This is a genomic window from Vibrio cincinnatiensis (assembly GCF_022113815.1).
Lineage (GTDB): Bacteria > Pseudomonadota > Gammaproteobacteria > Enterobacterales > Vibrionaceae > Vibrio > Vibrio cincinnatiensis_A.
Map to the genome: position 1 here is coordinate 24,019 of NZ_SGOM01000009.1, position 26,956 is coordinate 50,974.

The 26,956-nt window shown below is 44.7% G+C and carries 25 protein-coding genes and 1 riboswitch; of the genes, 15 read left to right on the plus strand and 10 right to left on the minus strand.

All coding sequences use genetic code 11. The features are described 5' to 3' along the window. Nucleotides 1-57: 57 nt before the first annotated feature. From yidC to rpmH, 4 genes are read right to left on the minus strand one after another with little or no spacing between them, the layout of a single operon-like run. Complete coding sequence (gene yidC / locus EXA13_RS12010) at nt 58-1,680, minus strand: membrane protein insertase YidC (RefSeq protein WP_238133391.1); 1,623 nt, start codon at nt 1,678-1,680, stop codon at nt 58-60. 2 nt (nt 1,681-1,682) lie between these two features. After that, nucleotides 1,683-1,940, minus strand: a complete 258-nt coding sequence (yidD, locus tag EXA13_RS12015; protein WP_099610305.1) for a membrane protein insertion efficiency factor YidD — start codon at nt 1,938-1,940, stop codon at nt 1,683-1,685. Further along, entirely contained in the window at nt 1,907-2,230 is a 324-nt protein-coding gene (gene rnpA / locus EXA13_RS12020) for a ribonuclease P protein component (RefSeq protein WP_161455716.1), read from the minus strand. Before rnpA ends, yidD begins: the two co-directional genes overlap by 34 nt. Before the next feature lie 46 nt (nt 2,231-2,276). Beyond that, nucleotides 2,277-2,414, minus strand: coding sequence for a 50S ribosomal protein L34 (gene rpmH / locus EXA13_RS12025; protein ID WP_072670256.1), 138 nt, complete (start codon nt 2,412-2,414; stop codon nt 2,277-2,279). Nucleotides 2,415-2,995: 581 nt separating this feature from the next. On the opposite strand from rpmH, the gene dnaA reads away from it, so the two are divergent. The 4 genes from dnaA to gyrB all read left to right on the plus strand — a co-directional run bounded on the left by dnaA (nt 2,996) and on the right by gyrB (nt 9,111). Then, entirely contained in the window at nt 2,996-4,399 is a 1,404-nt protein-coding gene (gene dnaA / locus EXA13_RS12030; protein ID WP_238133392.1) for a chromosomal replication initiator protein DnaA, read from the plus strand. A gap of 76 nt (nt 4,400-4,475) precedes the next feature. Beyond that, nucleotides 4,476-5,576, plus strand: a complete 1,101-nt coding sequence (dnaN, locus tag EXA13_RS12035; RefSeq protein ID WP_238133393.1) for a DNA polymerase III subunit beta — start codon at nt 4,476-4,478, stop codon at nt 5,574-5,576. A 19-nt stretch (nt 5,577-5,595) separates the two neighbouring features. Continuing rightward, entirely contained in the window at nt 5,596-6,675 is a 1,080-nt protein-coding gene (gene recF, locus EXA13_RS12040) for a DNA replication/repair protein RecF (RefSeq protein WP_238133394.1), read from the plus strand. An 18-nt stretch (nt 6,676-6,693) separates the two neighbouring features. Beyond that, nucleotides 6,694-9,111 carry a DNA topoisomerase (ATP-hydrolyzing) subunit B gene (gyrB, locus tag EXA13_RS12045; RefSeq protein ID WP_238133395.1) on the plus strand — a complete coding sequence of 806 codons (2,418 nt, stop codon included), beginning with the start codon at nt 6,694-6,696 and terminating at the stop codon, nt 9,109-9,111. Here gyrB and EXA13_RS12050 read toward each other — a convergent pair. Next, nucleotides 9,108-9,266: a hypothetical protein gene (locus tag EXA13_RS12050; RefSeq protein ID WP_238133396.1), complete on the minus strand. Its 159-nt coding sequence runs from the start codon at nt 9,264-9,266 to the stop codon at nt 9,108-9,110. The two genes, gyrB and EXA13_RS12050, sit on opposite strands and share 4 nt — an antisense overlap. 183 nt (nt 9,267-9,449) lie before the next feature. On the opposite strand from EXA13_RS12050, the gene EXA13_RS12055 reads away from it, so the two are divergent. Beyond that, entirely contained in the window at nt 9,450-9,875 is a 426-nt protein-coding gene (locus EXA13_RS12055; protein ID WP_238133397.1) for a GreA/GreB family elongation factor, read from the plus strand. A gap of 413 nt (nt 9,876-10,288) precedes the next feature. Continuing rightward, nucleotides 10,289-10,726 carry an Hsp20 family protein gene (locus EXA13_RS12060; RefSeq protein WP_238133398.1) on the plus strand — a complete coding sequence of 146 codons (438 nt, stop codon included), beginning with the start codon at nt 10,289-10,291 and terminating at the stop codon, nt 10,724-10,726. A 60-nt stretch (nt 10,727-10,786) separates the two neighbouring features. Here the strand turns inward: EXA13_RS12060 and EXA13_RS12065 are convergent, their stop codons facing one another. Together EXA13_RS12065 and EXA13_RS12070 are read right to left on the minus strand one after the other, a co-directional pair. Then, complete coding sequence (locus EXA13_RS12065; protein WP_238133399.1) at nt 10,787-12,037, minus strand: valine--pyruvate transaminase; 1,251 nt, start codon at nt 12,035-12,037, stop codon at nt 10,787-10,789. A 222-nt stretch (nt 12,038-12,259) separates the two neighbouring features. Then, the gene (locus tag EXA13_RS12070; RefSeq protein WP_238133400.1) at nt 12,260-14,350 is read right to left on the minus strand and encodes an alpha-amylase; all 2,091 of its coding nucleotides are present in this window, start codon (nt 14,348-14,350) and stop codon (nt 12,260-12,262) included. Between the two features lie 343 nt (nt 14,351-14,693). Here EXA13_RS12070 and crcB point away from each other — a divergent pair, with 343 nt between their 5' ends. The 7 genes from crcB to thiH all read left to right on the plus strand — a co-directional run bounded on the left by crcB (nt 14,694) and on the right by thiH (nt 21,442). Further along, nucleotides 14,694-15,077: a fluoride efflux transporter CrcB gene (gene crcB, locus EXA13_RS12075; RefSeq protein ID WP_238133401.1), complete on the plus strand. Its 384-nt coding sequence runs from the start codon at nt 14,694-14,696 to the stop codon at nt 15,075-15,077. Between the two features lie 52 nt (nt 15,078-15,129). Next, nucleotides 15,130-15,228, plus strand: a riboswitch (TPP riboswitch). A 107-nt stretch (nt 15,229-15,335) separates the two neighbouring features. Then, nucleotides 15,336-17,270: a phosphomethylpyrimidine synthase ThiC gene (gene thiC, locus EXA13_RS12080; RefSeq protein ID WP_238133402.1), complete on the plus strand. Its 1,935-nt coding sequence runs from the start codon at nt 15,336-15,338 to the stop codon at nt 17,268-17,270. Nucleotides 17,271-17,274: 4 nt separating this feature from the next. Continuing rightward, nucleotides 17,275-18,510: a thiamine phosphate synthase gene (locus tag EXA13_RS12085; RefSeq protein ID WP_238133403.1), complete on the plus strand. Its 1,236-nt coding sequence runs from the start codon at nt 17,275-17,277 to the stop codon at nt 18,508-18,510. Beyond that, entirely contained in the window at nt 18,497-19,291 is a 795-nt protein-coding gene (locus tag EXA13_RS12090; RefSeq protein WP_238133404.1) for a HesA/MoeB/ThiF family protein, read from the plus strand. The genes EXA13_RS12085 and EXA13_RS12090 overlap by 14 nt, the downstream gene beginning before the upstream one ends. Further along, nucleotides 19,288-19,494, plus strand: a complete 207-nt coding sequence (thiS, locus tag EXA13_RS12095) for a sulfur carrier protein ThiS (RefSeq protein ID WP_078926820.1) — start codon at nt 19,288-19,290, stop codon at nt 19,492-19,494. The genes EXA13_RS12090 and thiS overlap by 4 nt, the downstream gene beginning before the upstream one ends. 5 nt (nt 19,495-19,499) lie before the next feature. Then, complete coding sequence (locus EXA13_RS12100; RefSeq protein WP_158117045.1) at nt 19,500-20,267, plus strand: thiazole synthase; 768 nt, start codon at nt 19,500-19,502, stop codon at nt 20,265-20,267. Beyond that, nucleotides 20,267-21,442 carry a 2-iminoacetate synthase ThiH gene (gene thiH, locus EXA13_RS12105; protein ID WP_238133478.1) on the plus strand — a complete coding sequence of 392 codons (1,176 nt, stop codon included), beginning with the start codon at nt 20,267-20,269 and terminating at the stop codon, nt 21,440-21,442. The genes EXA13_RS12100 and thiH overlap by 1 nt, the downstream gene beginning before the upstream one ends. A gap of 190 nt (nt 21,443-21,632) precedes the next feature. Here the strand turns inward: thiH and EXA13_RS12110 are convergent, their stop codons facing one another. Together EXA13_RS12110 and EXA13_RS12115 are read right to left on the minus strand one after the other, a co-directional pair. Then, nucleotides 21,633-23,423 (minus strand): aminopeptidase P family protein, encoded by a 1,791-nt coding sequence (locus tag EXA13_RS12110; protein WP_238133405.1) that lies wholly within the window; start codon nt 23,421-23,423, stop codon nt 21,633-21,635. Between the two features lie 289 nt (nt 23,424-23,712). Next, nucleotides 23,713-24,654 (minus strand): LysR family transcriptional regulator, encoded by a 942-nt coding sequence (locus EXA13_RS12115; RefSeq protein WP_238133406.1) that lies wholly within the window; start codon nt 24,652-24,654, stop codon nt 23,713-23,715. Nucleotides 24,655-24,770: 116 nt separating this feature from the next. Here EXA13_RS12115 and EXA13_RS12120 point away from each other — a divergent pair, with 116 nt between their 5' ends. Together EXA13_RS12120 and EXA13_RS12125 are read left to right on the plus strand one after the other, a co-directional pair. Next, complete coding sequence (locus EXA13_RS12120; protein ID WP_238133407.1) at nt 24,771-25,967, plus strand: multidrug effflux MFS transporter; 1,197 nt, start codon at nt 24,771-24,773, stop codon at nt 25,965-25,967. Between the two features lie 91 nt (nt 25,968-26,058). After that, the gene (locus tag EXA13_RS12125; RefSeq protein ID WP_238133408.1) at nt 26,059-26,340 is read left to right on the plus strand and encodes a hypothetical protein; all 282 of its coding nucleotides are present in this window, start codon (nt 26,059-26,061) and stop codon (nt 26,338-26,340) included. 56 nt (nt 26,341-26,396) lie between these two features. Here the strand turns inward: EXA13_RS12125 and asnC are convergent, their stop codons facing one another. Next, nucleotides 26,397-26,861 (minus strand): transcriptional regulator AsnC, encoded by a 465-nt coding sequence (gene asnC / locus EXA13_RS12130; protein ID WP_238133409.1) that lies wholly within the window; start codon nt 26,859-26,861, stop codon nt 26,397-26,399. Between the last annotated feature and the right edge of the window lie 95 nt (nt 26,862-26,956).

Sequence of the window (26,956 nt, forward strand, 5' to 3'; positions counted from 1 at the left end):
AATCAGCAGATAGTAAAAAGGCGACCAAAAGGTCGCCTTGATGGATGAGGTTTGTACTTACTTAGAGTGTAAGCCCCGTTTCTCAAGTGACTTATAGATCAGCGTTTGCTGAATCAAGGTCACGATATTCGATACCAACCAGTATAAAACAAGGCCGGATGGGAAGAACAAGAAGAAGAAAGTAAACATGACTGGCATAAAGGTCATGATCTTCTGCTGCATCGGATCAGTCACCGTATTCGGGCTCATCTTCTGAATCAGGAACATACTTGCACCCATTAATAGCGGTAGAATGTAGTATGGGTCCTGAGCTGAAAGGTCATGAATCCAGCCAAAGAATGGCGAATGGCGCAGTTCAACGGATTCCATCAATGCCCAGTATAAGGCGATGAAAATCGGCATTTGTAGAACGATCGGTAGGCAGCCACCTAGAGGGTTTACCTTCTCTTTCTTATACAATTCCATCATTTCTTGGCTCATGCGTTGACGATCATCGCCGATACGCTCACGCATAGCTTGCAGTTTAGGTTGCAGCATGCGCATTTTAGCCATTGATGTATATTGCGCTTTAGTGAGAGGGTACATTGCACCACGAACAATAAAGGTTAGACAGATAATCGCTACCCCCCAGTTACTCACAAATCCTTGAATAAAGGAAAGCAGAGAATGCAGAGGTTTTGCGATAAACCATAACCAGCCGTAATCCACAACTAGATCAAGGTTTGGTGCTGTGGCTGCCATCTCATTTTGGAGTTTTGGGCCTACCCATAAGCTGGTTTTAAATTGTGCAGCATTGCCATCAGCGATGGTTTTATTGGGAATACGGACACCAATATCACCGAGGTTACCAATGACACGAGAATAAAGGTTGGTGCCGGGTTCATTACGAGGAATCCACGCAGTAGCAAAGTAATGCTGAATCATTGCCGCCCATCCTTCACCGTTAGGAAGAGGAAGGGATAGGTTACGTTCTTGCATATCTTTAAAACTGTATTTCTTATAACGCGTATCTTCCGTAGAGTAAGCGCCGCCACGATAAGTTGGCATCGCAAGGTTACCACTAGAATCCAGAAGATTTTGACGAAGGTGTGCATATACACCGAGCGTGGCGTTGTTACCTGAGTGGTTGACGACATCAAAGATGACGTCAACAGCATAGTTATCACGCTTAACCACAAATGTTTTGCTGTATTCAATGCCATTAGCTTGGTAAGTCATTGGAATACGCAATTCATCTTGTCCATCGGCCAACTCAAATCGATCGGCACTGACATGGTAAGTTGGGCGGCTATTGCTGCTTAAATCGATGCCTTGAGGGCCGATCAAACCACTTTGTGCAATAAATTGATGATCGGGCTCATTCTTCAAGAGTACGAAAGGTTGGTCAGAATCTAACTCATCAGAATACTGGTTGAGTTTAGCACTGACGATGTCCCCACCGACCGTATCGATGGACAGAGTCAGTACATCCGTGGTCACAGTAATCGTTTTTGCTGAAGCATTAGAGTGCGAAGGTGCAGGGTCGAATTCGTCAGCAAAAGAAGGTGTTGGTTCGTTACTGTTGGCTTGAGCCTGTTCAATCGCGGGTTGAGCTGGATTCTTTGTTGTTTGCCATTGCTGGAAAAGTAAGAAAGAAACGAGCGCTAAAGCGATTAACAGGATATTACGTTGAGAATCCATCGTTATTTATCTCTGTCTAGTTTTTTGACTGGTGGAACGGGGTCATATCCCCCTTCGTTCAAAGGGTGGCATTTTAATAGACGTTTGCCGGATAACCAACACCCTTTTATAAAACCGTGAGCTCTCAATGCTTCTATCGCATAAGTTGAGCAAGTCGGCGTAAATCGACAGCGAGGGCCGATAAGCGGACTTATTATCCATTGGTAAAGTTTAACTAAGCCAATGGTTAACCACGTGAAGGGCGAGATAGGCGATGCCATAATTTGTCGAACAAAGTAAACAATTCTTCATTGCTTAAATCTTGCGCGCTCTTTTTAGCGATCACAACAAAATCTTTGTTAGCTAGGCGATGTTGTGTGAGGCGGAAACTTTCACGAGCGAGACGTTTGAAGCGATTACGACCCACCGCCGTTTTAATTTGCTTCTTTGGGACAGCCAATCCTAAACGAGGATGAGAGAGATTATTATCGCGGGCAATGATAGTAAAATGAGGAGAGCCAGCACGATGCGCTTGCTGGAAGACGTTTTTATAATGTTCGGGAGTTAACAGACGTAACTCCCGATTGAACGCGTACGTATTCAAAATAATTCAGTAATTATTTTGACAGGCGCTTACGGCCTTTTGCACGACGTGCATTGATTACTTTACGACCGTTCGCAGTCGCCATGCGTGCACGGAAACCGTGAGTACGCTTGCGCTTTAGAACTGAAGGTTGAAAAGTGCGTTTAGACATTGTTATTACCTTTACTGATCAGTAGTTTTAGGTTCTTAAGTTAACCCGGCGTGGGTGCTTGTCTTCGAAAAGACGCCGACGCCTCTCAACAAAGAGGCGGAATTGTAATCACACTCACAAAAAGTGTCAATGACTTGGGTAGGGTAACTGATAGTTAATATTGTCGTTAACGGGTCAGCACTACCTATTCTTTTTTCGGTCGGGCGATTATACGGAGTCTTCATGAAATCTCAAGGATCGTTCATTGATCTCTTTGTTAAAGTTAATGAGAGCAAGTTTTAGTAAGGGAGATCCTGAGTTAAGATCACAGCTTATACCGTAATACCCATAGCTTATAAACCAGAGAAAAGGATAAAAAAGAGAATTTCTTTTTTGGGGATAACTGAGGGAGATCATTGAATATGTGGATCACTATGTGGGTAAATAGCGAAATAAAGGGGAGGATCTTGGTAAATCCCGGTTATAGTTGTGAATAACTCCGATCTTATTCAATACTTTGTGGATCAATCGCTGGCGATCTTACTTATCAACAGGTAGAATTGCCGATCTTTACTAGCCATTAATTTTAGAGTGAGGGAACCGTGTCATCTTCGCTTTGGTTGCAATGCTTGCAACAGCTTCAAGAAGAGCTACCAGCCGCAGAATTCAGCATGTGGGTTCGTCCGTTACAAGCGGAGCTCAATGACAATACTCTCACTTTATTTGCACCCAATCGGTTTGTGCTAGATTGGGTGCGAGATAAATACATCAACAATATCAACCGTTCGTTGACAGAATATTGTGGTCACAATGCGCCGAGTTTACGTTTTGAAATCGGCAGTCGTCGAATGGCAGCACCAAAACCTGCCCCTGTTAGAACTGCTGCGGATGTTGCAGCGGAGTCTTCCGCGCCCGCTCAGCTTGCACAACGCAAGCCTGTGCATAAAACATGGGATGATGACAATGTCGCTGCAGATATTAACCACCGTTCTAACGTCAACCCTAAGCATAAGTTTAATAATTTTGTGGAAGGTAAATCGAACCAGTTGGGATTAGCTGCTGCGCGTCAAGTGGCCGATAATCCCGGGGCGGCGTATAACCCGCTCTTTTTATACGGCGGAACGGGGTTGGGTAAAACCCACTTATTGCATGCGGTAGGGAATGCGATTGTTGATAACAAACCGAATGCTAAAGTGGTGTACATGCATTCGGAGCGTTTTGTGCAAGATATGGTGAAAGCCTTACAAAATAACGCGATTGAAGAATTCAAACGTTATTATCGTAGTGTTGATGCGCTATTAATTGATGATATCCAATTCTTTGCCAATAAAGAGCGGTCACAAGAAGAGTTTTTCCATACCTTTAATGCCTTGTTGGAAGGTAACCAACAGATTATCCTCACTTCGGATCGCTATCCGAAAGAGATCAACGGGGTTGAAGATCGTCTTAAATCACGCTTTGGTTGGGGGTTAACGGTTGCCATTGAGCCGCCTGAGTTGGAAACCCGGGTCGCAATTTTGATGAAAAAAGCCGAAGATCATCAAATTCATCTACCGGATGAAGTCGCCTTTTTTATTGCAAAACGTTTACGCTCTAACGTTCGTGAATTGGAAGGTGCATTGAACCGAGTCATCGCAAATGCCAACTTTACTGGTCGCCCAATTACCATTGATTTTGTCCGTGAAGCGCTGCGCGATCTACTTGCTCTACAAGAAAAATTGGTCACTATTGATAATATTCAGAAAACGGTTGCTGAGTACTACAAAATAAAAGTGGCTGATCTCCTTTCTAAACGTCGTTCTCGTTCGGTAGCTCGTCCTCGGCAATTAGCGATGGCGTTATCCAAAGAGTTGACCAACCATAGCTTACCAGAAATTGGTGATGCTTTTGGGGGGCGAGACCATACTACTGTACTGCACGCATGTCGAAAAATTGAACAGTTACGAGAAGAGAGCCATGACATTAAAGAAGATTACTCGAATTTGATTCGAACACTTTCTTCTTAATTTCTTCATCTGTTCGTATGATGTGATGTATGATTTTTACCCTGTTTATTCCCTATCGTTAGGTTAAGAGCACACTATGAAATTTACCATTGAACGCAGTCACTTTATTAAATCGTTACAACAGGTGTCTGGTACGCTTGGTGGGCGGGCTACCTTGCCGATTTTGGGAAATTTATTACTCAGTGTAGATAGTAATCAATTATCGATGACGGCGACGGATCTTGAGGTTGAGCTGATTAGCCGAGTTTCTCTTGAAGGCGATTTTGAAGCTGGGAGTATCACCGTTCCTGCCCGTAAATTCCTAGATATCTGTCGTGGTTTACCCGATGACGCCGTGATTACGGTATTACTGGAAGGGGATCGAGTTCAAGTGCGCTCTGGACGTAGCCGCTTTTCTTTGGCGACCTTACCGGCCAGTGATTTTCCGAATATTGAAGATTGGCAGAGTGAAGTGGAAATTTCACTCACTCAAGCAGAATTGCGTGGTTTGGTGGATAAAACCCAGTTTTCTATGGCGAACCAAGATGTTCGCTACTACTTGAACGGGATGTTGCTAGAAATTGATGGCCAGACTCTCCGTTCTGTTGCCACCGATGGTCACCGGATGGCTGTGTCACAAACCACGCTTGAGCAAGAATTTGCTAACAAACAGATTATTGTGCCTCGTAAGGGCATCTTAGAATTAGTCAAGCTACTGGATGCACCTGAGCAGCCGGTGGTGTTACAAATTGGCGCTTCCAACTTACGAGCTGAAGTGAATAACTTTGTTTTTACCTCTAAGCTAGTGGATGGCCGCTTTCCTGATTATCGCCGAGTCTTACCACAAAGTACCAATAAAACATTATTGGCGGGTTGCGATGAACTTCGCCAGGCTTTTTCTCGTGCGGCGATATTATCGAATGAAAAATTCCGAGGTGTTCGGGTAAATTTAGCGGATCAGCAAATGCGTATTACCGCCAATAACCCAGAGCAAGAAGAAGCGGAAGAAATGCTGGATGTTGATTTTACTGGTGAAGCCATTGAAATTGGCTTTAACGTTAGCTATGTGTTGGATGTTCTCAATACCTTGCGTTGTCATCAGGTGCGAATGTCAATGTCTGATGCTAATGCCAGTGCTTTAATCGAAAATGTCGATGATGACAGCGCCATGTATGTGGTGATGCCGATTCGTCTATAGAGAGCTTTTTGCCTTTATTATGCCTCTGACTCGCTTGGTTATTCAGCAATTTCGTAATATTAAAGCCTGTGATATCGCCTTATCATCAGGCTTTAACTTTCTTATTGGCCCGAACGGCAGTGGCAAAACCAGCGTTCTTGAAGCAATTTATTTATTGGGGCATGGGCGATCATTTAAGAGTGCATTAACCGGACGAGTGATTCAGCACGACAGCCCTGAACTGTTTGTGCATGGCCGTTTTTTGAACCCGGATCAATTTGAGCTACCCATTGGCATTAATAAGCAGCGTGATGGCTCAACAGAGGTTAAAATAGGCGGTCAGTCTGGACAAAAATTAGCACAACTGGCTCAGGTATTACCTTTGCAGTTGATACATCCAGAAGGGTTTGAATTATTAACCGATGGCCCTAAACAGCGGCGGGCCTTTATTGATTGGGGGGTTTTTCACTCCCAGCCGGCTTTTTTTGAGGCATGGGGGCGTTTTAAACGTCTGAATAAACAGCGTAATGCTTTATTGAAAACCGCCCGCAGTTATAAAGAGATAAGTTATTGGGATCAAGAGCTGGCTCAATTGGCTGAACATATTGATGCATGGCGTCAAACCTATGTCGACCAAATGAAAGTTGTGGCCGAAACCTTGTGCCAACATTTTTTGCCAGAGTTTGAGATAAGCCTGACTTATTATCGAGGTTGGGAAAAACAGACCGCCTATAAAGAGATTTTGCAAAATCACTTTGAACGCGATCAACTGCTTGGTTATACCTTCAGTGGTCCAAATAAAGCGGATTTAAAAATGAAAGTGAACGGAACACCGGTAGAGGATGTTCTTTCACGTGGCCAGCTTAAGTTGATGGTTTGTGCACTGCGTGTCGCACAAGGTCAACATTTAACCGAGCTGACCGGGAAGCAATGCATCTACCTGATTGATGATTTTGCTTCCGAACTCGATAGCCAGCGTCGTAAGCGTCTTGCAGATTGCTTAAAAGCGACGGGGGCTCAAGTGTTTGTAAGTTCTATTACTGAAAGCCAAGTTGCTGACATGATCATGCCGAATAGCAAGATGTTTCATGTGGAACATGGCACAATAGGGCAAGGATAATTACTGAGAGAGTAACTCATGTCGAATAATTACGATTCATCGAGTATTAAGGTACTGAAGGGTCTAGACGCCGTGCGTAAGCGTCCAGGTATGTACATCGGCGACACAGATGATGGCACCGGTTTGCATCACATGGTTTTTGAGGTGGTGGATAACTCAATAGATGAAGCGTTAGCGGGTTACTGTAAAGATATCGTCGTTACCATACATGAAGATAACTCAGTATCGGTCAGTGATGATGGTCGTGGTATTCCTACCGAAATTCACACGGAAGAAAACGTTTCTGCAGCAGAAGTTATCATGACGGTTCTGCATGCTGGTGGTAAATTTGATGACAACTCTTATAAAGTCTCTGGTGGTTTACACGGCGTGGGGGTTTCGGTCGTCAACGCCCTTTCTGAAAAAGTACTTTTAACCATTCATCGTGGTGGAAAAACGCACACTCAAACGTACCGTCACGGGGTTCCTCAAGCTCCGTTAGCGGTGGTCGGAGATACCGATCGCACCGGAACAACCTTACGTTTTTGGCCGAGTGCAGAAACTTTCACCAATATCGAATTCCACTATGAAATTCTGGCTAAGCGCTTACGCGAACTCTCTTTCTTAAATTCAGGGGTTTCGATTCGTCTGCAAGATGAGCGAGAAGCGGACAAACAAGATCACTTCATGTATGAAGGTGGTATTCAAGCATTTGTGACTCACCTTAACCGCAATAAAACGCCCATTCATGACAAAGTGTTCCACTTTAATCATGAGCGTGAAGATGGCATCTGTGTTGAAGTCGCCATGCAGTGGAACGATGGCTTCCAAGAAAACATCTACTGTTTTACCAACAATATCCCTCAACGCGATGGGGGAACACACTTAGCGGGGTTCCGTGCCGCGTTAACGCGTACTCTTAATACCTATATGGAAAAAGAAGGGTATAGCAAAAAAGCGAAAACCTCGACATCGGGTGATGATGCTCGTGAAGGATTAACAGCGGTTGTCTCGGTTAAAGTACCTGATCCTAAATTCTCTAGCCAAACCAAAGATAAATTGGTGTCTTCTGAAGTGAAAGCGGCGGTGGAATCGGCAATGGGTGAAAAACTCAACGATTTCTTAGCTGAGCATCCTTCTGAAGCTAAAACCGTGTGTAGTAAAATTATTGATGCGGCACGAGCACGTGAAGCCGCCCGTAAAGCCCGTGAAATGACCCGTCGTAAAGGGGCGTTAGATCTGGCTGGTTTACCGGGTAAGCTGGCGGATTGCCAAGAAAAAGACCCTGCGCTCTCTGAACTGTATATTGTGGAAGGAGACTCAGCGGGCGGTTCAGCCAAACAAGGCCGTAACCGTAAGAATCAGGCGATTCTACCGCTGAAAGGTAAAATTCTGAACGTCGAGAAAGCTCGTTTCGATAAAATGCTCTCTTCTCAAGAGGTCGCTACTCTGATTACTGCGCTGGGTTGTGGAATTGGTCGTGATGAATATAACCCAGATAAATTGCGTTACCATAACATCATCATCATGACCGATGCGGACGTCGATGGCTCTCACATCCGTACTTTGCTGTTGACCTTCTTCTATCGTCAAATGCCAGAATTGATTGAACGGGGTTATATCTATATTGCTCAGCCACCACTGTATAAAGTGAAAAAAGGCAAGCAAGAGCAGTATATTAAAGATGAAGAAGCAATGACCCAGTATCAAATTGCTCTGGCGCTAGATAATGCTTCACTGCATGTCAATGACCATGCTCCAGCCTTGGCGGGTGAGCCGTTAGAGAAACTGGTTCAACAATACAATGCTGCAATCAAGCTCGTTGAGCGCATGAGTCGCCGCTATCCTTATGCCATGATTAACGAGTTTACCTATATGCCTCGTTTGACTGAGGATCAATGCCAAGATAAAGCTTTGGTTGAGGAATGGACTGAACGTTTAGTGAATCAGCTCAATGCAAAAGAAGTTGGAGCCAGCCAATATCAGTTTGAAATTGAGCATAATGCTGAACTTGGCGTTTACTCACCTAAAATTATCGTGCGTACTCATGGCGTGACTTACGATTACCTGATTAGCATCGATCTACTTAACTCAAAAGAATATGGCCGTCTGGCGGACCTCTTTGAAGCCTTAGATGGCTTATTAGAAGAAGGGGCCTATATTCAACGTGGTGAGCGGACTCAACTCGTATCTAGTTTCTCTTCTGCGCTAGAGTGGCTCATTAAAGAATCTCGTCGTGGTCTTGCTGTACAGCGCTATAAAGGGTTGGGTGAGATGAACCCTGATCAATTGTGGGAAACCACTATGGATCCTGACTCTCGTCGTATGATGCAAGTTACAATTGACGATGCTGTGGGAGCCGATGAGCTATTCACCACCCTGATGGGCGATCAAGTCGAACCGCGTCGTGCCTTTATTGAAAGTAATGCACTCAGAGTGGCAAACCTTGATATCTAGTTTTTAATCATTAAAGATGATTTAAGCAGCGCTTTGGCGCTGCTTTTTTTGTCATTAAAAACATTAAAATAAAGATTTTTATCTGGTTTATCTACAATATTGGCTTTAATGGCCAACATTATGTGGGATTTTACGATTAACTGAGGTTTATTCATAAAAGACGCCATTTCCTTTTGATCCACCCTTTTGCTTTCTTTTTTTTAATCGCTATAGTCAACAGAGTTCATTTTTTAGAGGTGATGGTGGTGGTTACTTTCCTGGTTTAAACCGAGGGCTGGGTGCTCTCGGGGAACGCTCGATATGAGTCCTTAATTCAGAGGGAGGGAGTAGAGATCACTATGTTTTATCGTTTTTATCTATCATGGCTTCATGCGTTACGAATGTGGTGGCTCACCAGTGAGTTTGTTACCTATCAATCACCCATGATTTTACTGCAATTGCTGGATCGGCAGGAGAAATATAACCACACTATTTGTTGCAATAGTGCCCGTATTGGTTTGGGGGATACTGTTCATCTTGTTGATTCAAAACATTATTATCCCTTTCAAGTTACCTTAGTTCCAGATCATCGTTGCGACCGTTCTGTGGGGTATATTGCAGTGGATTCGTATTTAGGTTCGGCGTTATTTGGCCGAGCTGAACAGGATTCACTTGAATTGACTATTTTAGGTCAACGACGCCATTTCACTATCACTCAAGTGACCCGTAAATCTAATTTGTCAGCACGTGCCGATTTCACGTGTGGCTGTTTACTTTGTCAGTAGATAAGGAGAAACATTACATGAGTAAGAAAGACATGAAAAAACCGCAATTGAGCTTAAAGGAAAAGCGTAAATTGAAGCAGGAGAAAATGGTAGACAACAGTGTAGAAAAAGCACGTAAAAGCCGTAAATAAGCGTTCATGATCGAATTATAAAGTGCCTAAGCCTAATCTTACGATTAGGCTTTTTGCTCTTATAAAACTAAAAAAAATATTTTTTCCTCTTGAAAGTTATTTTATCGGCCTTATATCAGTAAATGAAGAGGATGCCGCTAGGGCCTCTGTTTTGAAATGACATACGCTCGCTAAGAGGTGTGTGTTTCAACCACTAACCCTTTGATGAGCTTAGTTCATAGGAATAAGTATCATCACTTAACGACCATCGTTAAGACTATTGCTTAAAATGAGGATAGGATTATGAGAACTGTAGACTTCACTCCTTTATACCGTAACGCGATTGGCTTTGACCGTTTATTAAATATGATGGAAGCGGGCGCCGCGAAAAATGCTCAAGGAGGATACCCTCCTTATAACATTGAGCAACAAGAAGAAAATAAATACCGTATTACTATGGCTGTGGCTGGCTTTGCCGAGCAAGAGCTTGAAATTACTCAGCAAGAAAATACTTTAATTGTTCGTGGTGAACGTGCAGAAGAAGAAAGTAAAAACTACATCTACCAAGGCATTGCTGAGCGTAACTTTGAACGTAAATTCCAATTGGCCGATTATGTCAAAGTAATGGGCGCAGCCTTGGAAAACGGCTTATTGCATGTTGATTTAGAACGAGAAATTCCGCAAGCCATGCAGCCTCGTAAAATCGAGATTAACGGAAATCGCTTAATCGAAAATAATTAAGAGGGTTAGTTTGCTTAGCCCTTAAAAGAGTGAAGAGCGCCATAGCGGCGCTCTTTGTGTTTATCCCTGCTGATAAGCGCGTTCAATCTCTTCAGCGATGATTGCAATCCCTTTTTGCATCGCTTGATCTTCTTGTACATAGTTCATGCGTAGGCATTGATGGGCATGTTGCCACTCTTGTTGCTGACCAATAAAGAAATATTCTCCCGGAACGATTAAAACGCCACGTGCTTTCAAACGTTGGTACAACTCAAGCGTTGTTATTGGCAGCTCATCAAACCATAGCCACAAAAAGATAGCGCCTTCTGGTTTATGGATACGAAAACGAGAGTCGGTAATAGCTTGCTGCAGCAGTTCAACCGCTCTTTGAGATTTTTGCTGGTAGAAAGGCTTAATGATCTCACGGCTTAGACGCAGTAAATCCCCGTGTTCAATCATATGATGTGCTATCGCTGGGCCAAGGCTTCCCGGAGCTAAGCTAATAATACCATTCATATTGGTCAGTGCCTGAGTAATGGCTTCACTGGCAATAATGATTCCACAGCGTACGCCCGGCAGGCCGAGTTTCGATAAGCTCATGCATAAAATCGTGTTCTCATTCCAAAATGGTTCAACATCGGTAAAGATGATATTGGGAAAGGGGAGACCATAGGCATTATCAATGATCAGTGGAATCCCATTTTCTTGCGCCAACTGGTCTAATTGACGAATTTCATCATCGGTCAGGACATTTCCGGTTGGGTTGGTTGGGCGAGAGGCGCAGATTGCAGCAATTGAATCATCCACCTTGAGCTGTTCAAAATCGATGTGGTATTTGAACATGCCATCTGCCAGCGTCTCTATTTCTGGTCGATAAGAGATAAAAATATCTTCATTGATTCCAGCATCGCCATAACCGATGTATTCGGGAGCCAGTGGGAGCAGAATTTTCTTATGGGTACCATCCGGTTGTTGGCCTGCGAATAAGTTAAAAAGATAGAAAAAGCCGCTTTGGCTGCCGTTGGTCAGGCTGATATTTTTTTCACTGATTGCCCATCCATAGGTTTCTTTTAATCGTTTTGCCAGTGCGCGGATAAATTTATCTTTTCCCTGTGGACCATCATAGTTGGTTAGGGCTGAGAGTAGCTCACCATTAGTGAGCATGGTGGCACTGGTTTGATGAAAGTAATCAAGCATGGCTGGGATCGCGGCTGGGTTGCCACCACCGAGCATGATGGCTCCAGGAGTACGCAGGCCATCATTTAAGTCATCCATGAGTTGGGTTATGCCTGAGTATTGATTAAATTTTTCACCAAATTTAGAGAATTCCATGTGCTGTAATACCTGATTGTGATTGCTTATGATTATTTTTCTATCATTGACGAGCATGGCTACGTGAATGGATGATATTGACCATACCGCAATGTACAGGTGAGGCAAAGAGTGAAATGTAAGGAATGAACAAAACGGGAATAAAATCAGGGTGGGTGCATGTGTTCTAAATAAAAAAGGGAAGCATTTGGCTTCCCTTACGGTTGTTACGATGCAACGAAGTTATTCACCCGTATACACAATCAAAACTTTGTCATCTTGGTATCGACGTTCAAAGGCATAATATCCCTCTTGTTGACGAGTAATATGCTTACCTTGTGCTACTGCGGGGTGGCGTTGGCGGAATTCTCCCAGTTTTTGCCAATGGCTGAGTAATTCTAAGCGCTCACCTTCAATTGCATCCCATGGCATATCAGAGCGAGTACCTTGGTGGGAGTCAGAACCTGTTGGCCCAAAATCACGGGCGATTTCATCACCGTAGTAGATCTGTACTGCACCGGGCGCTAGCATTAATGCGTTTGCTGCTCGTTTCTGATCATCAATACTGCGGCTACGAGAGGCCCAGAATAGCGCGGTATCATGAGAGGAGAGGTAGCTGAGTACGTTGAATTCAGGATCGTTGTTGATGCTCTCAGCATAGCGTTTATAGTCTCGCTCAAGGTGGGCAAAGCATTTGAGGGCTTTTGGAGCTACATCAGATTGGAATTCAAAGTTAATGATGGAATTAAACCCATTATCAAAGTAAGGACTTTTCACGACACTGTGTGCCCAAACTTCACCTGTCATCCAAAATGGCAAGTCATCTAACGCTTTATCTGGATGGTTTTGTTTCCATTCAGCCAAAGCTTGACTCGCACTTGTTTTGAGCTGATCCCACGCTTCCATTTCAACGTGTTTCGCGGTATCTACGCGGAAACCATCAATACCGTATTCTCTGACCCAATCTGAGAGCCACGTGATTAAATGTTCACGAGGCGTTTTTAGTTCATCTTGTGCATGGGTTTCTTTGTTATGGAAAAAGTTGGGTAGCCCCGTTTTCTGGGTTGATTCCGTTTTGAGATCGGGCAGATAGTTTAATGACATGGTGATATCGTTATACCCAGGGGTATCATAGTTACCGATGTCAGTTCGAATCCAATCTTTACCCCACCATTTTTCCCAAGCTTGGCTGTCTCGGTAGCTGATGTAGTCATTAAAGCTGTGCCAACTCTGTCCTGATTTTGGCTGCCAATCTGTCCATTTTTCCCCAAGAATTTTCTTCGCTTCTTTATCATCAAGATAAAGTTTACCAAACCCAAATTCTTGCATATCTGCAAGAGTGGCATAGCCAGTGTGGTTCATGACCACATCCCAAATAATGCGAATGCCTTTTTGGTGTGCGGTATCAACAAAGGTGCGTAGCTCTTCTTCGGTACCCATATTGGCATCAAGTTTGGTCCAGTCTTGGTGGTAATAACCGTGATAACCATAGTGTTTGAAATCACCTTTATCACCGCCACCAACCCAACCGTGGATCTGTTCTAGTGGTGAAGTAATCCAAATCGCATTCACTCCTAACGACTCGATATAATCAAGTTTCTTTGTTAAACCGGCTAAATCACCGCCGTGGAAGGTCGCTATCTCTTGCTGATTATCTTTGCTACGTCCATAACTGTGGTCATTTTCTGGGTTGCCATTATAAAAACGGTCCGTCATGACAAAATAGACAATCGCATTATCCCAGCTAAAAGGCGCGAGTGGTGCCGCTTCTACCTCTTCAAGCAATAAAAGACCTTGGCTAGCGGATCCTGGTTGCAGCGTGATATGACCATCACTGACCGTGGTTGTTTGTCCGGTGAGCGCATCACGCACAACACTACCGTTGGTAAAGGTTTGACTCACATTGATCGTTTTTGGCACATCACTAGCAATCGGGCAGGTTGAGGTAAAGTTTGAGGTTGAACTGGTTTTGGGTTTGATTTTAACCGTCAGTTGATTGGTTTTCGGGTTAAGTTCAAATTGATAGGTATTGGCTTTAAAAATGCGAATAGGGATGGCGGAATCTTGTGCGCAATTATCCACTTTCAATGGTTGGTTAAATTTAATTCGCTCATCTTCACTTAACGCAAAATGGGTTCCACAGGTTTGGGCGGCATCCGAGATAGAAAGGGTATAGCTCCCTTTATCAATCCGCTGTTCGGCAATGAGTAAACCTTGAGCATTAGGCTTGAAAGCGGTTTGTTGATCATTAATGGTCAGTAACAATGCTTCTTCTGGAAGCTGACTACAGGCACTGATCATCCCAATAGAAAGTGCAAGAATGGTTTTTTTCATGATGTCCTTCTCCCGAATGAAATAGTTTCTTTATAGCAAAACTGACCCTACACAATCCGAGCGGTTGACCACTTAGCAAATGATTATTACCTCTACAAAAAGTAATCGTGTTCACAAAAATAGAAAGAGCAGGAGGTGGCGGTTATTTTGTTGAAAAATTGAATATAGGAGGGTTATGAGCTTATTTGTATAATATGGTATTAAAAGTGACTCGGGTAACTTTTCAAAAAATTCCTTATCTTCTACCTCAATCCTAGTAAAGGTAAAGCTAACTTTACCGATAACGTGCTTCTTTTCCGATGTGGTAAAGCGGTACAATGCGTAAAACATTAGAGGAGGGAACATGGGACAGTTATCTATTTTAGGGTTGATCGCGATCGGGGGGGCAATCGGTGCCTGTTCTCGTTATGCGGTATCTGAATGGTGTGTGACATTGTTTGGACGCTCTTTTCCTTACGGAACATTGACGGTGAACGTGGTGGGCTCTTTAATTATGGGGTTACTGATCGCCGCAATTGAGAATGAGTGGCTTGCTCCTTACCCTTGGCGACAAATCATCGGCTTGGGTTTTCTCGGTGCATTAACGACATTTTCTACTTTCTCGATGGATAACGTACTGATGATGCAACAAGGGGCTTTCTTCAAAATGGGATTTAATGTTGTACTCAATGTCATGTTAAGCATTTCTGCCGCTTGGTGCGGTTATCATTGGTTACTCCGTAGCTGATTAAAAATCATCCTTTTTCTCTTGGTTAACGTTTCGCTCTTCTCTATAATGGCACAACTTGTCGGAGTGCCATAAGGCTGAGACCGTTAATTCGGGATCCGTTGAACCTGATCAGGCTAGAACCTGCGAAGGGAACAAGAGAAGACAATCTGGATGTCTATCTATCCTTCTATTCATCCATCTCCTATTTGTCATCCCCTCTTGTGTCGCATCTTTCCGCCAAGCATTTATCCCTAATTGTTAACCAAGGAAAATGCTATGTCGATTCGTAAACAAGCGAGACTGGAAGCTAAACAGTTTATTGAAACCCTCTCGGTACAACCGTATCCCAATTCGAAAAAAGTGTATGTCACCGGTTCTCGGCAGGATATTCGTGTTCCCATGCGTGAGATTTCACTGGCTGATAGCCTGATTGGTGGCACAAAACAAGCGCCGATTTTTTCCAGCAATGCCCCTATTCCTGTCTATGACACTTCTGGTGTATATACCGATCCCGATTATGTGGTTGATTTACAAAAAGGTTTACCTAAGCTACGCGAAACATGGATTGAAGAACGGCAAGATACGGAAATCTTGCCTGAAATGAGTTCACACTTTGCTCGTGAACGTTTAGCCGATGAAACCCTTGATGAACTGCGTTATGGGAATTTACCCGAAATTCGCCGTGCGAAAACAGGGCAACGAGTGACTCAGCTTCACTATGCACGGCAAGGGATCATTACGCCAGAGATGGAGTTTATCGCTTTACGTGAGAATATGGGACGTCGTCACTATCAGGACGAACAACTGAACCGTCAACATCCCGGACAAAATTTTGGTGCCTATTTACCCAAAGAGATAACCCCTGAGTTTGTTCGTCAGGAAGTGGCTGAAGGGCGAGCCATCATTCCGTGTAATATTAACCACCCAGAATCGGAGCCGATGATTATTGGCCGCAACTTTCTGGTGAAAGTGAACGCCAATATTGGTAACTCTTCTGTTAGCTCTTCGATTGAAGAAGAAGTAGAAAAGCTAGTGTGGTCGACTCGCTGGGGAGGCGATACGGTGATGGACCTCTCCACCGGGCGAAATATTCATGAAACTCGGGAGTGGATTTTACGCAATAGTCCGGTTCCAATTGGTACGGTGCCTATGTATCAAGCCTTAGAAAAAGTGAATGGGATTGCTGAAAATCTGACTTGGCAAGTCATGCGCGATACCTTGCTTGAACAAGCCGAGCAAGGGGTGGATTACTTTACCATTCATGCTGGGGTGTTATTACGCTATGTCCCAATGACCGCCAAACGGGTAACAGGAATTGTCTCTCGTGGTGGTTCCATCATCGCTAAATGGTGCTTGGCACATCATCAAGAAAACTTCCTCTATACTCATTTTCGAGAAATCTGTGCAATCTGTGCTCAATACGATGTTGCGTTATCGCTGGGAGATGGGCTGCGTCCCGGGTCGATTGCCGATGCCAATGATGAAGCACAATTTGCCGAGTTACATACCCTAGGTGAACTGACAAAAATTGCTTGGGAATATGATGTTCAGGTGATGATCGAAGGGCCGGGACATGTGCCGATGCATATGATTAAAGCCAATATGGATGAGCAGCTTGAGCATTGCCATGAAGCGCCATTTTATACCCTTGGTCCTTTAACCACGGATATTGCACCGGGCTATGACCACATTACTTCTGGTATTGGGGCGGCGATGATCGGTTGGTTTGGGTGTGCCATGCTCTGTTATGTTACTCCCAAAGAACACTTAGGCTTACCCAATAAAGAAGATGTTAAAACGGGTTTAATTACCTACAAGCTTGCCGCCCATGCCGCTGATTTAGCGAAAGGCCATCCCGGTGCGCAGCTCCGTGATAATGCGTTATCGAAAGCTCGTTTTGAGTTCCGTTGGGAAGACCAGTTTAACTTGTCACTTGATCCCGTAACGGCCAAAGCCTTCCATGATGAAACTTTACCGCAAGAATCGGGCAAAGTGGCTCACTTTTGTTCTATGTGTGGCCCTAAATTTTGTTCAATGAAAATCTCTCAAGAGGTACGGGAATACGCCAATAATCCGCAGCAGGTTGCGGCTGATCAAGCCATTTCCGTCACCCTGTTGGATGATCCATTACAAGGCATGGCGAAAAAATCACAGGAATTTCGTGCGGCGGGATCAGAGTTATACCATCCTGCTGTTAGCACTGAGGAGTAAGCTTGTGAAGTTACTGATCCCCTCGCATTGTATTGCGCTGACGGGAGAGGTGCAGCAAGTTTTACGGCTTGCTCAGCAACAAGGATTTGCGATTGAATCAGTGGTGTTGGGTGTAAGCCCAACGCCATCGTTGCAGCTTGTTGCTGATACCACTTCCTCTTTCTCTTGCGATCTCTTTGCTCATATTGATCAACCCCAAGGTGAGAATGAGCGTGTGATACGGTATTTTTCATCCACATCAAACCCAGAAGTGGACGAGAATAGCATTACTATTGGTGGCCATGTCCAAGGTAAAGTCGCTGATTTTTGGCAACAAGAAGGGGTTCACTATGGGCTCACCTCTGTTTCGGTTTTGGAGCCGCCACAAGCGTGGCGACACCTTGCTTGGTTAATGGCGGCATTGAGTTTGGATTTCCCTCTGCATGATGCTTTGACACTTGCGCGAGCTGCATTAAAGGTTTCACGTGAAACATGGCCGACCGAGTATCAAGATTTTCCGGTTCCTTATTTATTTTCTGCCAACGCCTTCCGAACACTCGCATTTCCACCATTACAGAAGGAGAGCTTAGGGCTATACCCTGTGGTGGATGATGTTGGTTGGGTTGATAGGTTACTGCAACTTGGGGTTAAAACCGTTCAGTTGAGAATTAAACATCCTCAGCAAGTGGACTTAGAACCGCAAATCATCCAAGCCATTACATTAGGGCGGCAGTATCAGGCGCAAGTGTTTATTAATGACTATTGGCAATTGGCGATAAAACATGGCGCATTTGGCGTCCATCTTGGGCAAGAGGATTTACAAACGGCCGATATTCAAGCGCTTGCCAAGGCTGATATTCGCTTAGGGCTATCCAGCCATGGCTACTTTGAATTGCTTTATGCTCAGCAGTTTCAGCCCAGCTATATTGCCCTTGGGCATATCTTTCCCACAACCACGAAACAAATGCCTTCTAAACCACAAGGCTTAGTTCGTTTGGCTTTGTATCAACAGTTACTCAACACCCTGCCTTATGGGGAAAAGCAAGGCATGCCAAGTGTTGCGATTGGGGGCATTGATTTGAGTAATATCCAGTCCGTTGTGAATTGTGGTGTTACCAGTGTCGCTGTGGTGCGCGCGGTGACTCAAGCCGCTGATACCCAGTTAGCGGTTCAACAGTTACAAGCGAGTTTCTCCCAAAACTTAAATTTGATGCTTGGAGCAGTGAGTCATCCATCGGAGGTCACGGATGTTATCGGATAAACAATTTTTGCGTTATCAGCGACAAATTTGCTTAAACGAAGTGGGTGAGCAAGGACAAGCGTATTTGCTTAACCGCAGCGTATTACTGATTGGGTGTGGTGGATTAGGAAATGCCGCGGCACTCTATCTGGCTGCTGCGGGTGTGGGTAAATTAGTTCTGGCGGATGATGATCTTGTTGAAGAGTCAAATCTGGCTCGGCAAATCGGTTTTAGAACGCCGCAGATCGGAATGGCGAAAGTCTCAGCATTGGCAGAGTCTTTGTCACAATTAAATCCTGAATGCAAAATTCGGACAGTGAATCGGCGGATGGATAAATCGTTATTAACCTTAGAGGTGGCGTTAGCCGATGTTGTGTTGGATTGCAGTGATAATTTTTTGACTCGTCATAGCATCAACCAAGTGTGCTATGAGCAAGGTGTCCCATTGATTTCAGGCTCTGCCATTGGTTGGCAAGGGCAGCTCATTGGCTTTGATTTTACTCAGCCAAATTCAGGCTGTTATGCCTGTTTTGCTCCACAAGAGCAGCAAATGAGTCAACGCTGTTCTGATAGCGGAGTGATGGGGCCTGTGGTGGGAACGATAGGTAACTTACAAGCGTTATTGGCATTACAGGCGTTAATGAAGATGGATAACGTTCCTTTTTCTCAGTTCCACCAGTTTGATGGACGGCATTTGAGTTGGCAGCAGTGGCTGCTCACGCCTGACCCCGATTGTTCCATTTGTTCATCACACCTAAATCATCGAGCATCCGCTCATGTTCAGCAAAAGGAGGGCTTATGACGGTGGTGATTACCATTAACCAGCAGCCACAGCAGGTGGCTCAAGGGCGAACGTTGCAGCAAATACAAGAGGAGTTGCAACTTCCCACCCTAGGCTGTGTTTTTGCCATTAATGACAACATTATTCCTAAAGGATTATGGGCAAAAACCTATTTGAATGACGGTGACCAAATCTCTCTTTTTCAAGCCATAGCAGGAGGCTAATAAACATGTTGAGCATAGCAGGAAAAACCTTTCAATCTCGCTTACTGACTGGTACGGGTAAGTTTGCAAATAGCCATGTTATGGCTCAAGCGATCCAAGCGAGTGAATCACAACTGGTGACGATGGCATTAAAAAGGGTCGATTTAAAAAGCCGTGAAGATGACATTCTTGCGCCGCTGATTCAGGCGGGTGTCAATTTACTGCCCAATACTTCAGGAGCAAAAACTGCACGTGAGGCGATTTATGCCGCGCAACTGGCTCGTGAAGCTTTGGAAACGAACTGGTTGAAATTAGAAATTCATCCCGATCCTAAATATCTGATGCCCGATCCCATTGAAACACTGCAAGCAGCAGAGCAACTGGTTAAGCAGGGGTTTACAGTGCTGCCGTATTGTCATGCTGACCCCGTGCTCTGTAAACGGTTAGAAGAAGTGGGGTGCGCAGCAGTAATGCCGCTTGCTGCTCCCATTGGCAGTAACCAAGGGTTAATCAGCAAACGCTTTTTGGAAATCATTATCGAGCAGGCGCAAGTACCGGTCATTATTGATGCCGGTATTGGTGCGCCTTCGGACGCGCTATTAGCGATGGAAATGGGGGCGGATGCCGTGCTGGTCAATACGGCCATTGCTACCGCGGCAAATCCCGTCTTGATGGCAAAAGCGTTTAAGCAAGCGGTTGAGACTGGGCGGTTAGCCTATCAAGCAGGGGTTGCTGGGCAAAAGTTACAGGCCGTGGCTTCCAGTCCATTCACCGCTTTTTTGGATGAAGAATGATGAGCTTTATTGAACGATTTAACCAACTGGATTGGGATGACATCAAGCTCTCTTTACAGAGTAAAACCCGTGTAGATGTTGAACGTGCACTGTCAAAATCGGTTAGAAACTTAGCCGATTTTCAGGCATTAATTTCTCCTGCGGCAGAGCCTTATCTAGAGCAGATGGCGCAGCTTTCTTATGCCGTAACCCGTCAACGCTTTGGTCATACCATGTCGTTGTATGTGCCGCTTTATCTCTCGAATTTGTGTTCTAACGCGTGTACCTACTGTGGATTTTCGATGGAAAATCGCATTAAACGTAAAACGTTGAACGAACAAGAAATAACGCAGGAGATAGCAGCGATTAAGGCGATGCGGTTTGATAGTGTTTTATTGGTCACGGGGGAGCATGAAACCAAAGTTGGCATGCACTATTTCCGGCAAATGCTTCCGCTCATTAAACCTCATTTTCATTATTTGGCCATGGAAGTGCAGCCGTTAGAGCAACAAGATTATGCTGAACTAAAAACACTCGGTTTAGATGCGGTCATGGTATATCAAGAAACCTATCATCCCTCGACTTACGCTGAGCATCATTTACGTGGCAAGAAGATGGATTTTGAGTTTCGCTTAACCACGCCAGATCGGCTTGCCAAGGCGGGGATGGATAAAATTGGGTTAGGGGCATTGATTGGGTTAGAAGATTGGCGAACCGATGCGTTTTATGTCGCGGCTCATCTCGACTATCTGGAGAAAACCTACTGGAAAAGTCGTTATTCGATTTCATTCCCTCGCTTACGCCCCTGTACGGGAGGTTTGCAGCCTAAATCGATTATGTCAGATAAGCAGTTAATCCAATTAATTTGTGCTTTCCGCTTATTCAGTCCGCAAGTGGAACTCTCTCTTTCTACCCGTGAATCGGCTAAGTTTCGTGATCATGCGGCATTATTGGGTATTACCAGTATGTCTGCAGCATCGAAAACTCAGCCCGGTGGTTATGCCGATCCTAAGGTTGAGCTAGAACAATTTGCGATCAGTGATGAGCGTAGCGCAGTAGAAGTTGAATCGGCGATTAAAGCGAATGGATTAGCTGCGGTGTGGCATGATTGGCATGAGGTCTATTCCGGTGTTTCACGTGAAACAAACGGCTCTACTATTTCATCTTCATCTTCATCGTTATCATATAGAGATTAGAGATAGAGTCAGCCATAGAGAGTAAACCATTACAATCATCGGCGATAGACGATAGATAATAAATGTGAAAAGAAAAAACAGAGGGGACAATTGCGTCGACCTCTGTTTTTATTTATATATTTATATCGGTTTCACTTCGAGTCATTCCATTACAGATTCTCGCTCGATGACTTATTGGCTGATTTGGAGACTAACGATGTGAAATGGGGTGTGTCGCTTTTTCCAACCATGCTTTCACTTCTCCGGTAACCAGTGGGCCAACCTCTTGCCAAACTTGTTGGTGATACTGATTTAACCAAGCGAGTTCTGGTTTAGTTAAGCGATTGACATCAATAGCTCGGGTATCAATTGGGCAGCGAGTGAGAGATTCAAATCCGAGCATAGGGTGGTCACCTTGCGTTGTTATCTCAACCACCAATTCAAGGTTTTCAATACGAATACCAAATTGCTCTGCGCGATAATATCCAGGCTCATTTGAGAGCACCATACCCGGACGCAGCGCTACAGGGTTATACACTTTACTGATCCGCTGTGGACCTTCATGAACGCTGAGGAAGTGACCAACACCGTGTCCGGTACCATGGTCGTAATCGTATCCTTCAGCCCATAAATGTTGACGAGCCAGCACATCCAGTTGGTGGCCACAAGTCCCATGTGGAAAGCGAGCGCGAGCTAGGGCGATGTGTCCTTTGAGAACCAAGGTAAATTGACGCTTCATTTCTTCGCTTGGTTCGCCGATGGCGATCGTGCGAGTGATATCGGTGGTGCCATCTAAATACTGACCGCCAGAATCGACCAAGTATAAGCTGTTATTATTGAGCAGCCCCGGCTCGGGTTGATTTTGATGGTTATAGTGACACATGGCTGCATTACTACCCGCCGCTGAGATAGTGTCAAAACTGAGATCGACGAGAGTGGGGTCTTCTGCCCGAAACGCATGTAATTTCTCTGCCAGCTGTGCCTCGTTATGGAATTTTCCGGCCGAGACTTCGCTGTCTAACCAGCAAAGAAATTTTGCCATTGCAACACCATCTCTAATATGGCACGCTTTCATGCCCGCGATTTCGGTTGCATTTTTGGCCGCTTTACTCAGTAAGCAAGGGTCCGCTTCATTAATCAGCTCGGCGCCCGCATTTTGTAGTACAAGCGTAAACCAAGCATTACTGGTGCTAGGATCGAGCATCACTCGCTGTCCTACCAATGTTTCTAGTTTGGCTTGGAGCTGTTCTGGTGGTAAAACTCGAACACCGGTGCCGACATGTTCGGCAAATCCGCTGACGATTCGATTGCTTTCTAAGAAGAAATCGACACTGGCATCATCATAAATGATGGCATGTGAAAGCAGAACGGGCAGGCATGCGACATCGAGCCCACGGATATTGAGTAACCAGCAGATAGAATCGAGCTCAGTCAGAATGGCACAGTTTGCTTTCTTTTCTCGCAAAATTTCAGCAATCGTCTGTCGTTTGGTTTGGCTATTGATTCCAACATATTCTTCATCCATTAAACGCATGTCCGAAACCATGGGAACGGGGCGATCTTGCCATAATTGATCAATGGGGTTTTCGGTCAGAGCCACTAGTTGTAACTCACCCGCTAAGGTTTGCTGGGCGCTTTGTAGCCAACTCGCTCGGTGCATGCGCGGGTCATAGCCGACTTTGCTGCCTGCAGGAAGGTGGCTAACGAGCCAGTGCAAATAAGGGGATTCAATGAAATGTTGATAGCTAAAGAGTTCGCTTGATACCTGTTTAGTGACTTGAACCGTATAGCGCCCATCAACAAAGATTGCGGCTTTATCGGCTGTCACGACAGCGGCACCAGCAGAGCCTGTAAAACCTGTTAGCCACTGTAATCGCTCATTATGAGCTGGGATGTACTCTCCCAAATATTCATCTTCGTGGGGGATAATGAGGGCATCTAAGTGTTGTTGCGCTAACCAATCACGAAGTTTGGCCATGCGTTGAGTGTAGGGGTGTGACATGGAGGTTTCCTTGTTAACGGTCCTTGATGATATTGCGATTTTATAAGCTACTCCTTTTCACTAAGGCGTGCAAATGTCCTCCTTTTTTATACCCTTCCTACTTAAAGCTGCAGGGGGGTGGCTACGTTCGTTCACCCCAATCACATAGCCTGTCTATGCTCATGGGGATTCACTCACTTGCCGCCTACCTGCAACTCCAAGTTGTTTGGGTATAGGTGCTGCTGGTTGTTAACTTTCTGCGCAACGATAATGGCTGTTTTCCTTATTAAGATTAAGATCGGTGTTTAAATCAACGTAAATGCAGTGTTTTACGCTGAATGATCTGCCGTAGCCAAGTTAAGGCGGGATCATTTTCTCGGTCTCGATGCCAAAAAAGTGTGTAAGCCATCGGTGGAAATTGTAGTGGTAAGGGCAAGACCACCAAGTCCATTTGACGAGCGACTAAGTGGGTAAAGTGGCTCGGCGCAGTAAACACAAAATCCGTATAAGTACAAAGGCTGGCTGCACTATTAAAATCAGGCACGGTAATAGCGATATCTCTTTCATGGCCTAAATCGGCCAATCGGTAATCCAATAACCAGCGATCGTTACCATCACAACGAACTTGGACATGACGCAAAGCTAGGTAGCTCTCTAAGTTCCAAGTTTGGTTAAGGACGGGATGATTTTTTCGGACCACACACATCTGAGTATCTCGGTATACCTCCTGCTCACATATGTCACTCGGAGGTTGCATCGTCAGTTTTGCATCATGAATATCAATGTCTTTTCCGGTGATACCTAAATCAAGTTCTCCAAGCTGCAATTTTTTGAACGTTTGTTCACTCCAAGTGTGAGTGCTGATATTGAGATTGGGCCCTTGGCTAAAAATCGCGGGTAAAAAGTGCGGCAAAATTAGCGGATAGACACTTTCTACTGCTGCGATATGAAATCGGTATTCACTCGTTTGAGGGGAGAATTGTTCTGGTTGAGTAATCAGTTCTAATTGATTGACTAAGATATCGAGTTTAGGTTTGAGGAACAGCATTTTAGGCGTGGCTCTTAGGCCATGAGAGCTACGGATGAATAGGGGATCTGAAAATTGTTCGCGCAGTTTCGCCAGCGATTTGCTCACCGCCGACTGGCTTAAACAAAGTCGCTGAGCCGTACGGGTGACACTTAATTCCTCACCCAGCACTTTTAGGCATACTAATAAATTGAGATCAATACGTGCCAGCTTTTCTATATTCATGCTGTTTTTCCAATTAGGAATAATGAGCATGATTATATGCCATTTTTATTCATATCAAGATAACTCTATGATCTCCCCTTAAACGTTGAAATAAAAAATGGGTAAAGTGAGTGAAGGTGAATAAACAGGTGAGTGAGCGTTGGCAGCAGATGGGATTACTCGTCTTATTGGTTTTATTTAGCCCGCTGGCGATTGATATTTATCTACCGGCATTACCACAAATTGCTCAATCGTTTCACGTGGAACATGCATTTGCACAAGATACGATAACTTGGTTTTTGTTTGCGATGGGCATCGGGCAACTCTTTGCTGGTCCGTTAGCCGACAAACTTGGACGTCGAACGGTTGCATTAGGAGGGATAGGCATCTATGCATTGAGCGCTTTATTGGCGTGGAGCGCACAAAATATTGAATGGATGTTGATGGCTCGTCTGCTACAAGGCTTAGGTGCATGTGCAACATCGGTAGCAGCCTTTGCAACCGTTCGCGATCGCTTCGGCCCTGAGCGAAGCGGCAAAATGATCAGCTATTTAAATGGTGCTATCTGCTTTATTCCTGCCTTAGCCCCGATTCTGGGAAGCTGGCTCACACAGCAATTTGGTTGGCGAGCAAATTTCAGTTTTATGGCGGGCTTTGCCGTTACCGTGGGGTTGTTGATGTGGTTACGTATGAAAGAAACCAACCCGAGTGCAGAAAAACAGGCGGTGTTTAAACTGGCTCGTTACTGGGCGGTACTGAAAACACCCTCTTTCTTATTTCATGCCTCACTATGCTTGCTTGCGATGGCAGTCATTCTGGCTTATGTGACTTCTGCGCCTTTAGTACTGATGGAGCAGTTAGGGCTCACCATGAATCAATTTACCTTTTGGTTTGGACTGAATGCGTTGGTGAATATTGTGGCTTGCCTATCGGCTCCCCGAATTATGGAAAGGGTGGGGACTCATCGTACATTGGTGCTGGGCATTAGTGCTTTGCTGGCTGCTGGTAGCTTGATGATAGCATTATCACACATACCAACGGCCTTGGCCTTTATGTTACCGATTTTCCTATCTTCGATAGGTTTTGCTTGGATACTAGGAGCCGCGGCGGGCAAAGCGCTAGCGCCATTTGGAGACAAAGCAGGAACCGCAGCAGCCCTATTGGGGTTGTTTCAAATGAGTGGCTCTGGTGCATTGGTGGGCACACTGCAACGATTGAGTTTTGAACCACAAATGTTGATTGCTTTGCATATGTGGTTAGTGGCTCCCGGTCTACTTATTCTCTTTTCTAAAGCAGGTCGTCGCTGGCATCAATGGGCATTCCATTCCTCATAAAATAGACGATGTTAGCTATTTTCTAATCGGTTTAAGGCGTGTATATTGTCCACTCTTACATTTTTGAATGATATTTTGGAATTACGATACGATGTCAATGACCACTTATGAAATGGCTCGCATTTGGGAACAGCTTGATGAGTCACCTGAGAAGGTGATGTTTGGCAAGTTACTTAATGAACTGGGCAACCAAAGTAGTGAACGTATTCGTAGTGCTGCCAAACAAGTGCCCGTGCCAGTGTTACGCGACTTGGTCTACCAGTTTCAACAAGTGATTGAATCTAGAAAGCATGAGCAAGTTGAACAAATGGCTCAAGACCTTGCTGCACAAGGTATTTCAGCTGAAGATTTATTGAAATTTCTCAATAAATAATCGCACATTTGATTTTGATAGCATGAAACCCCAACGTTAGTTTGGGGTTTATTTTTTTAAGGGTTTACGTTGCGATTGATGGGATTTTGCAGCGAAATCAGGGTTTCAGTCGATTGTACTTCATCAATGGCTTGTAGCTTATCAATCAACACGTACTGTAGCTCTTCAATGGATTTACACATCAACTTGACGAAAATATTGTATGCACCGGTCGTGTAATAAGCCTCAACGACTTCTTCTAACGCGTTAAGCTTGGCGAGTGCTGAGTGGTAATCACGCGCGGCATTAAGATTGATGCCGATAAAACAGCAAACGTCATACCCCAGTTTTTTGGTATTTACCACGACTTCTGTGCGCTGAATAATATCGGCCGCTTTCATTTTCTCAATTCGCACATGTATGGTTGCAGGGCTGACATTGAATTGCTTCGCCATTTCCGCATAGGGCGTTCGGGCGTCATCCATTAATATTTTTAATATGGCGCGATCCAGATCGTCCAATTTTGTTGAAGCTGCTTGCATGGTTAGTCCTGAGCGATAGGCTGATAAATAAAGTATTGAGACGAAATCTCATGCTCATTAGATAACATGAATACTTCCCTCTGCCAAGGCATCGT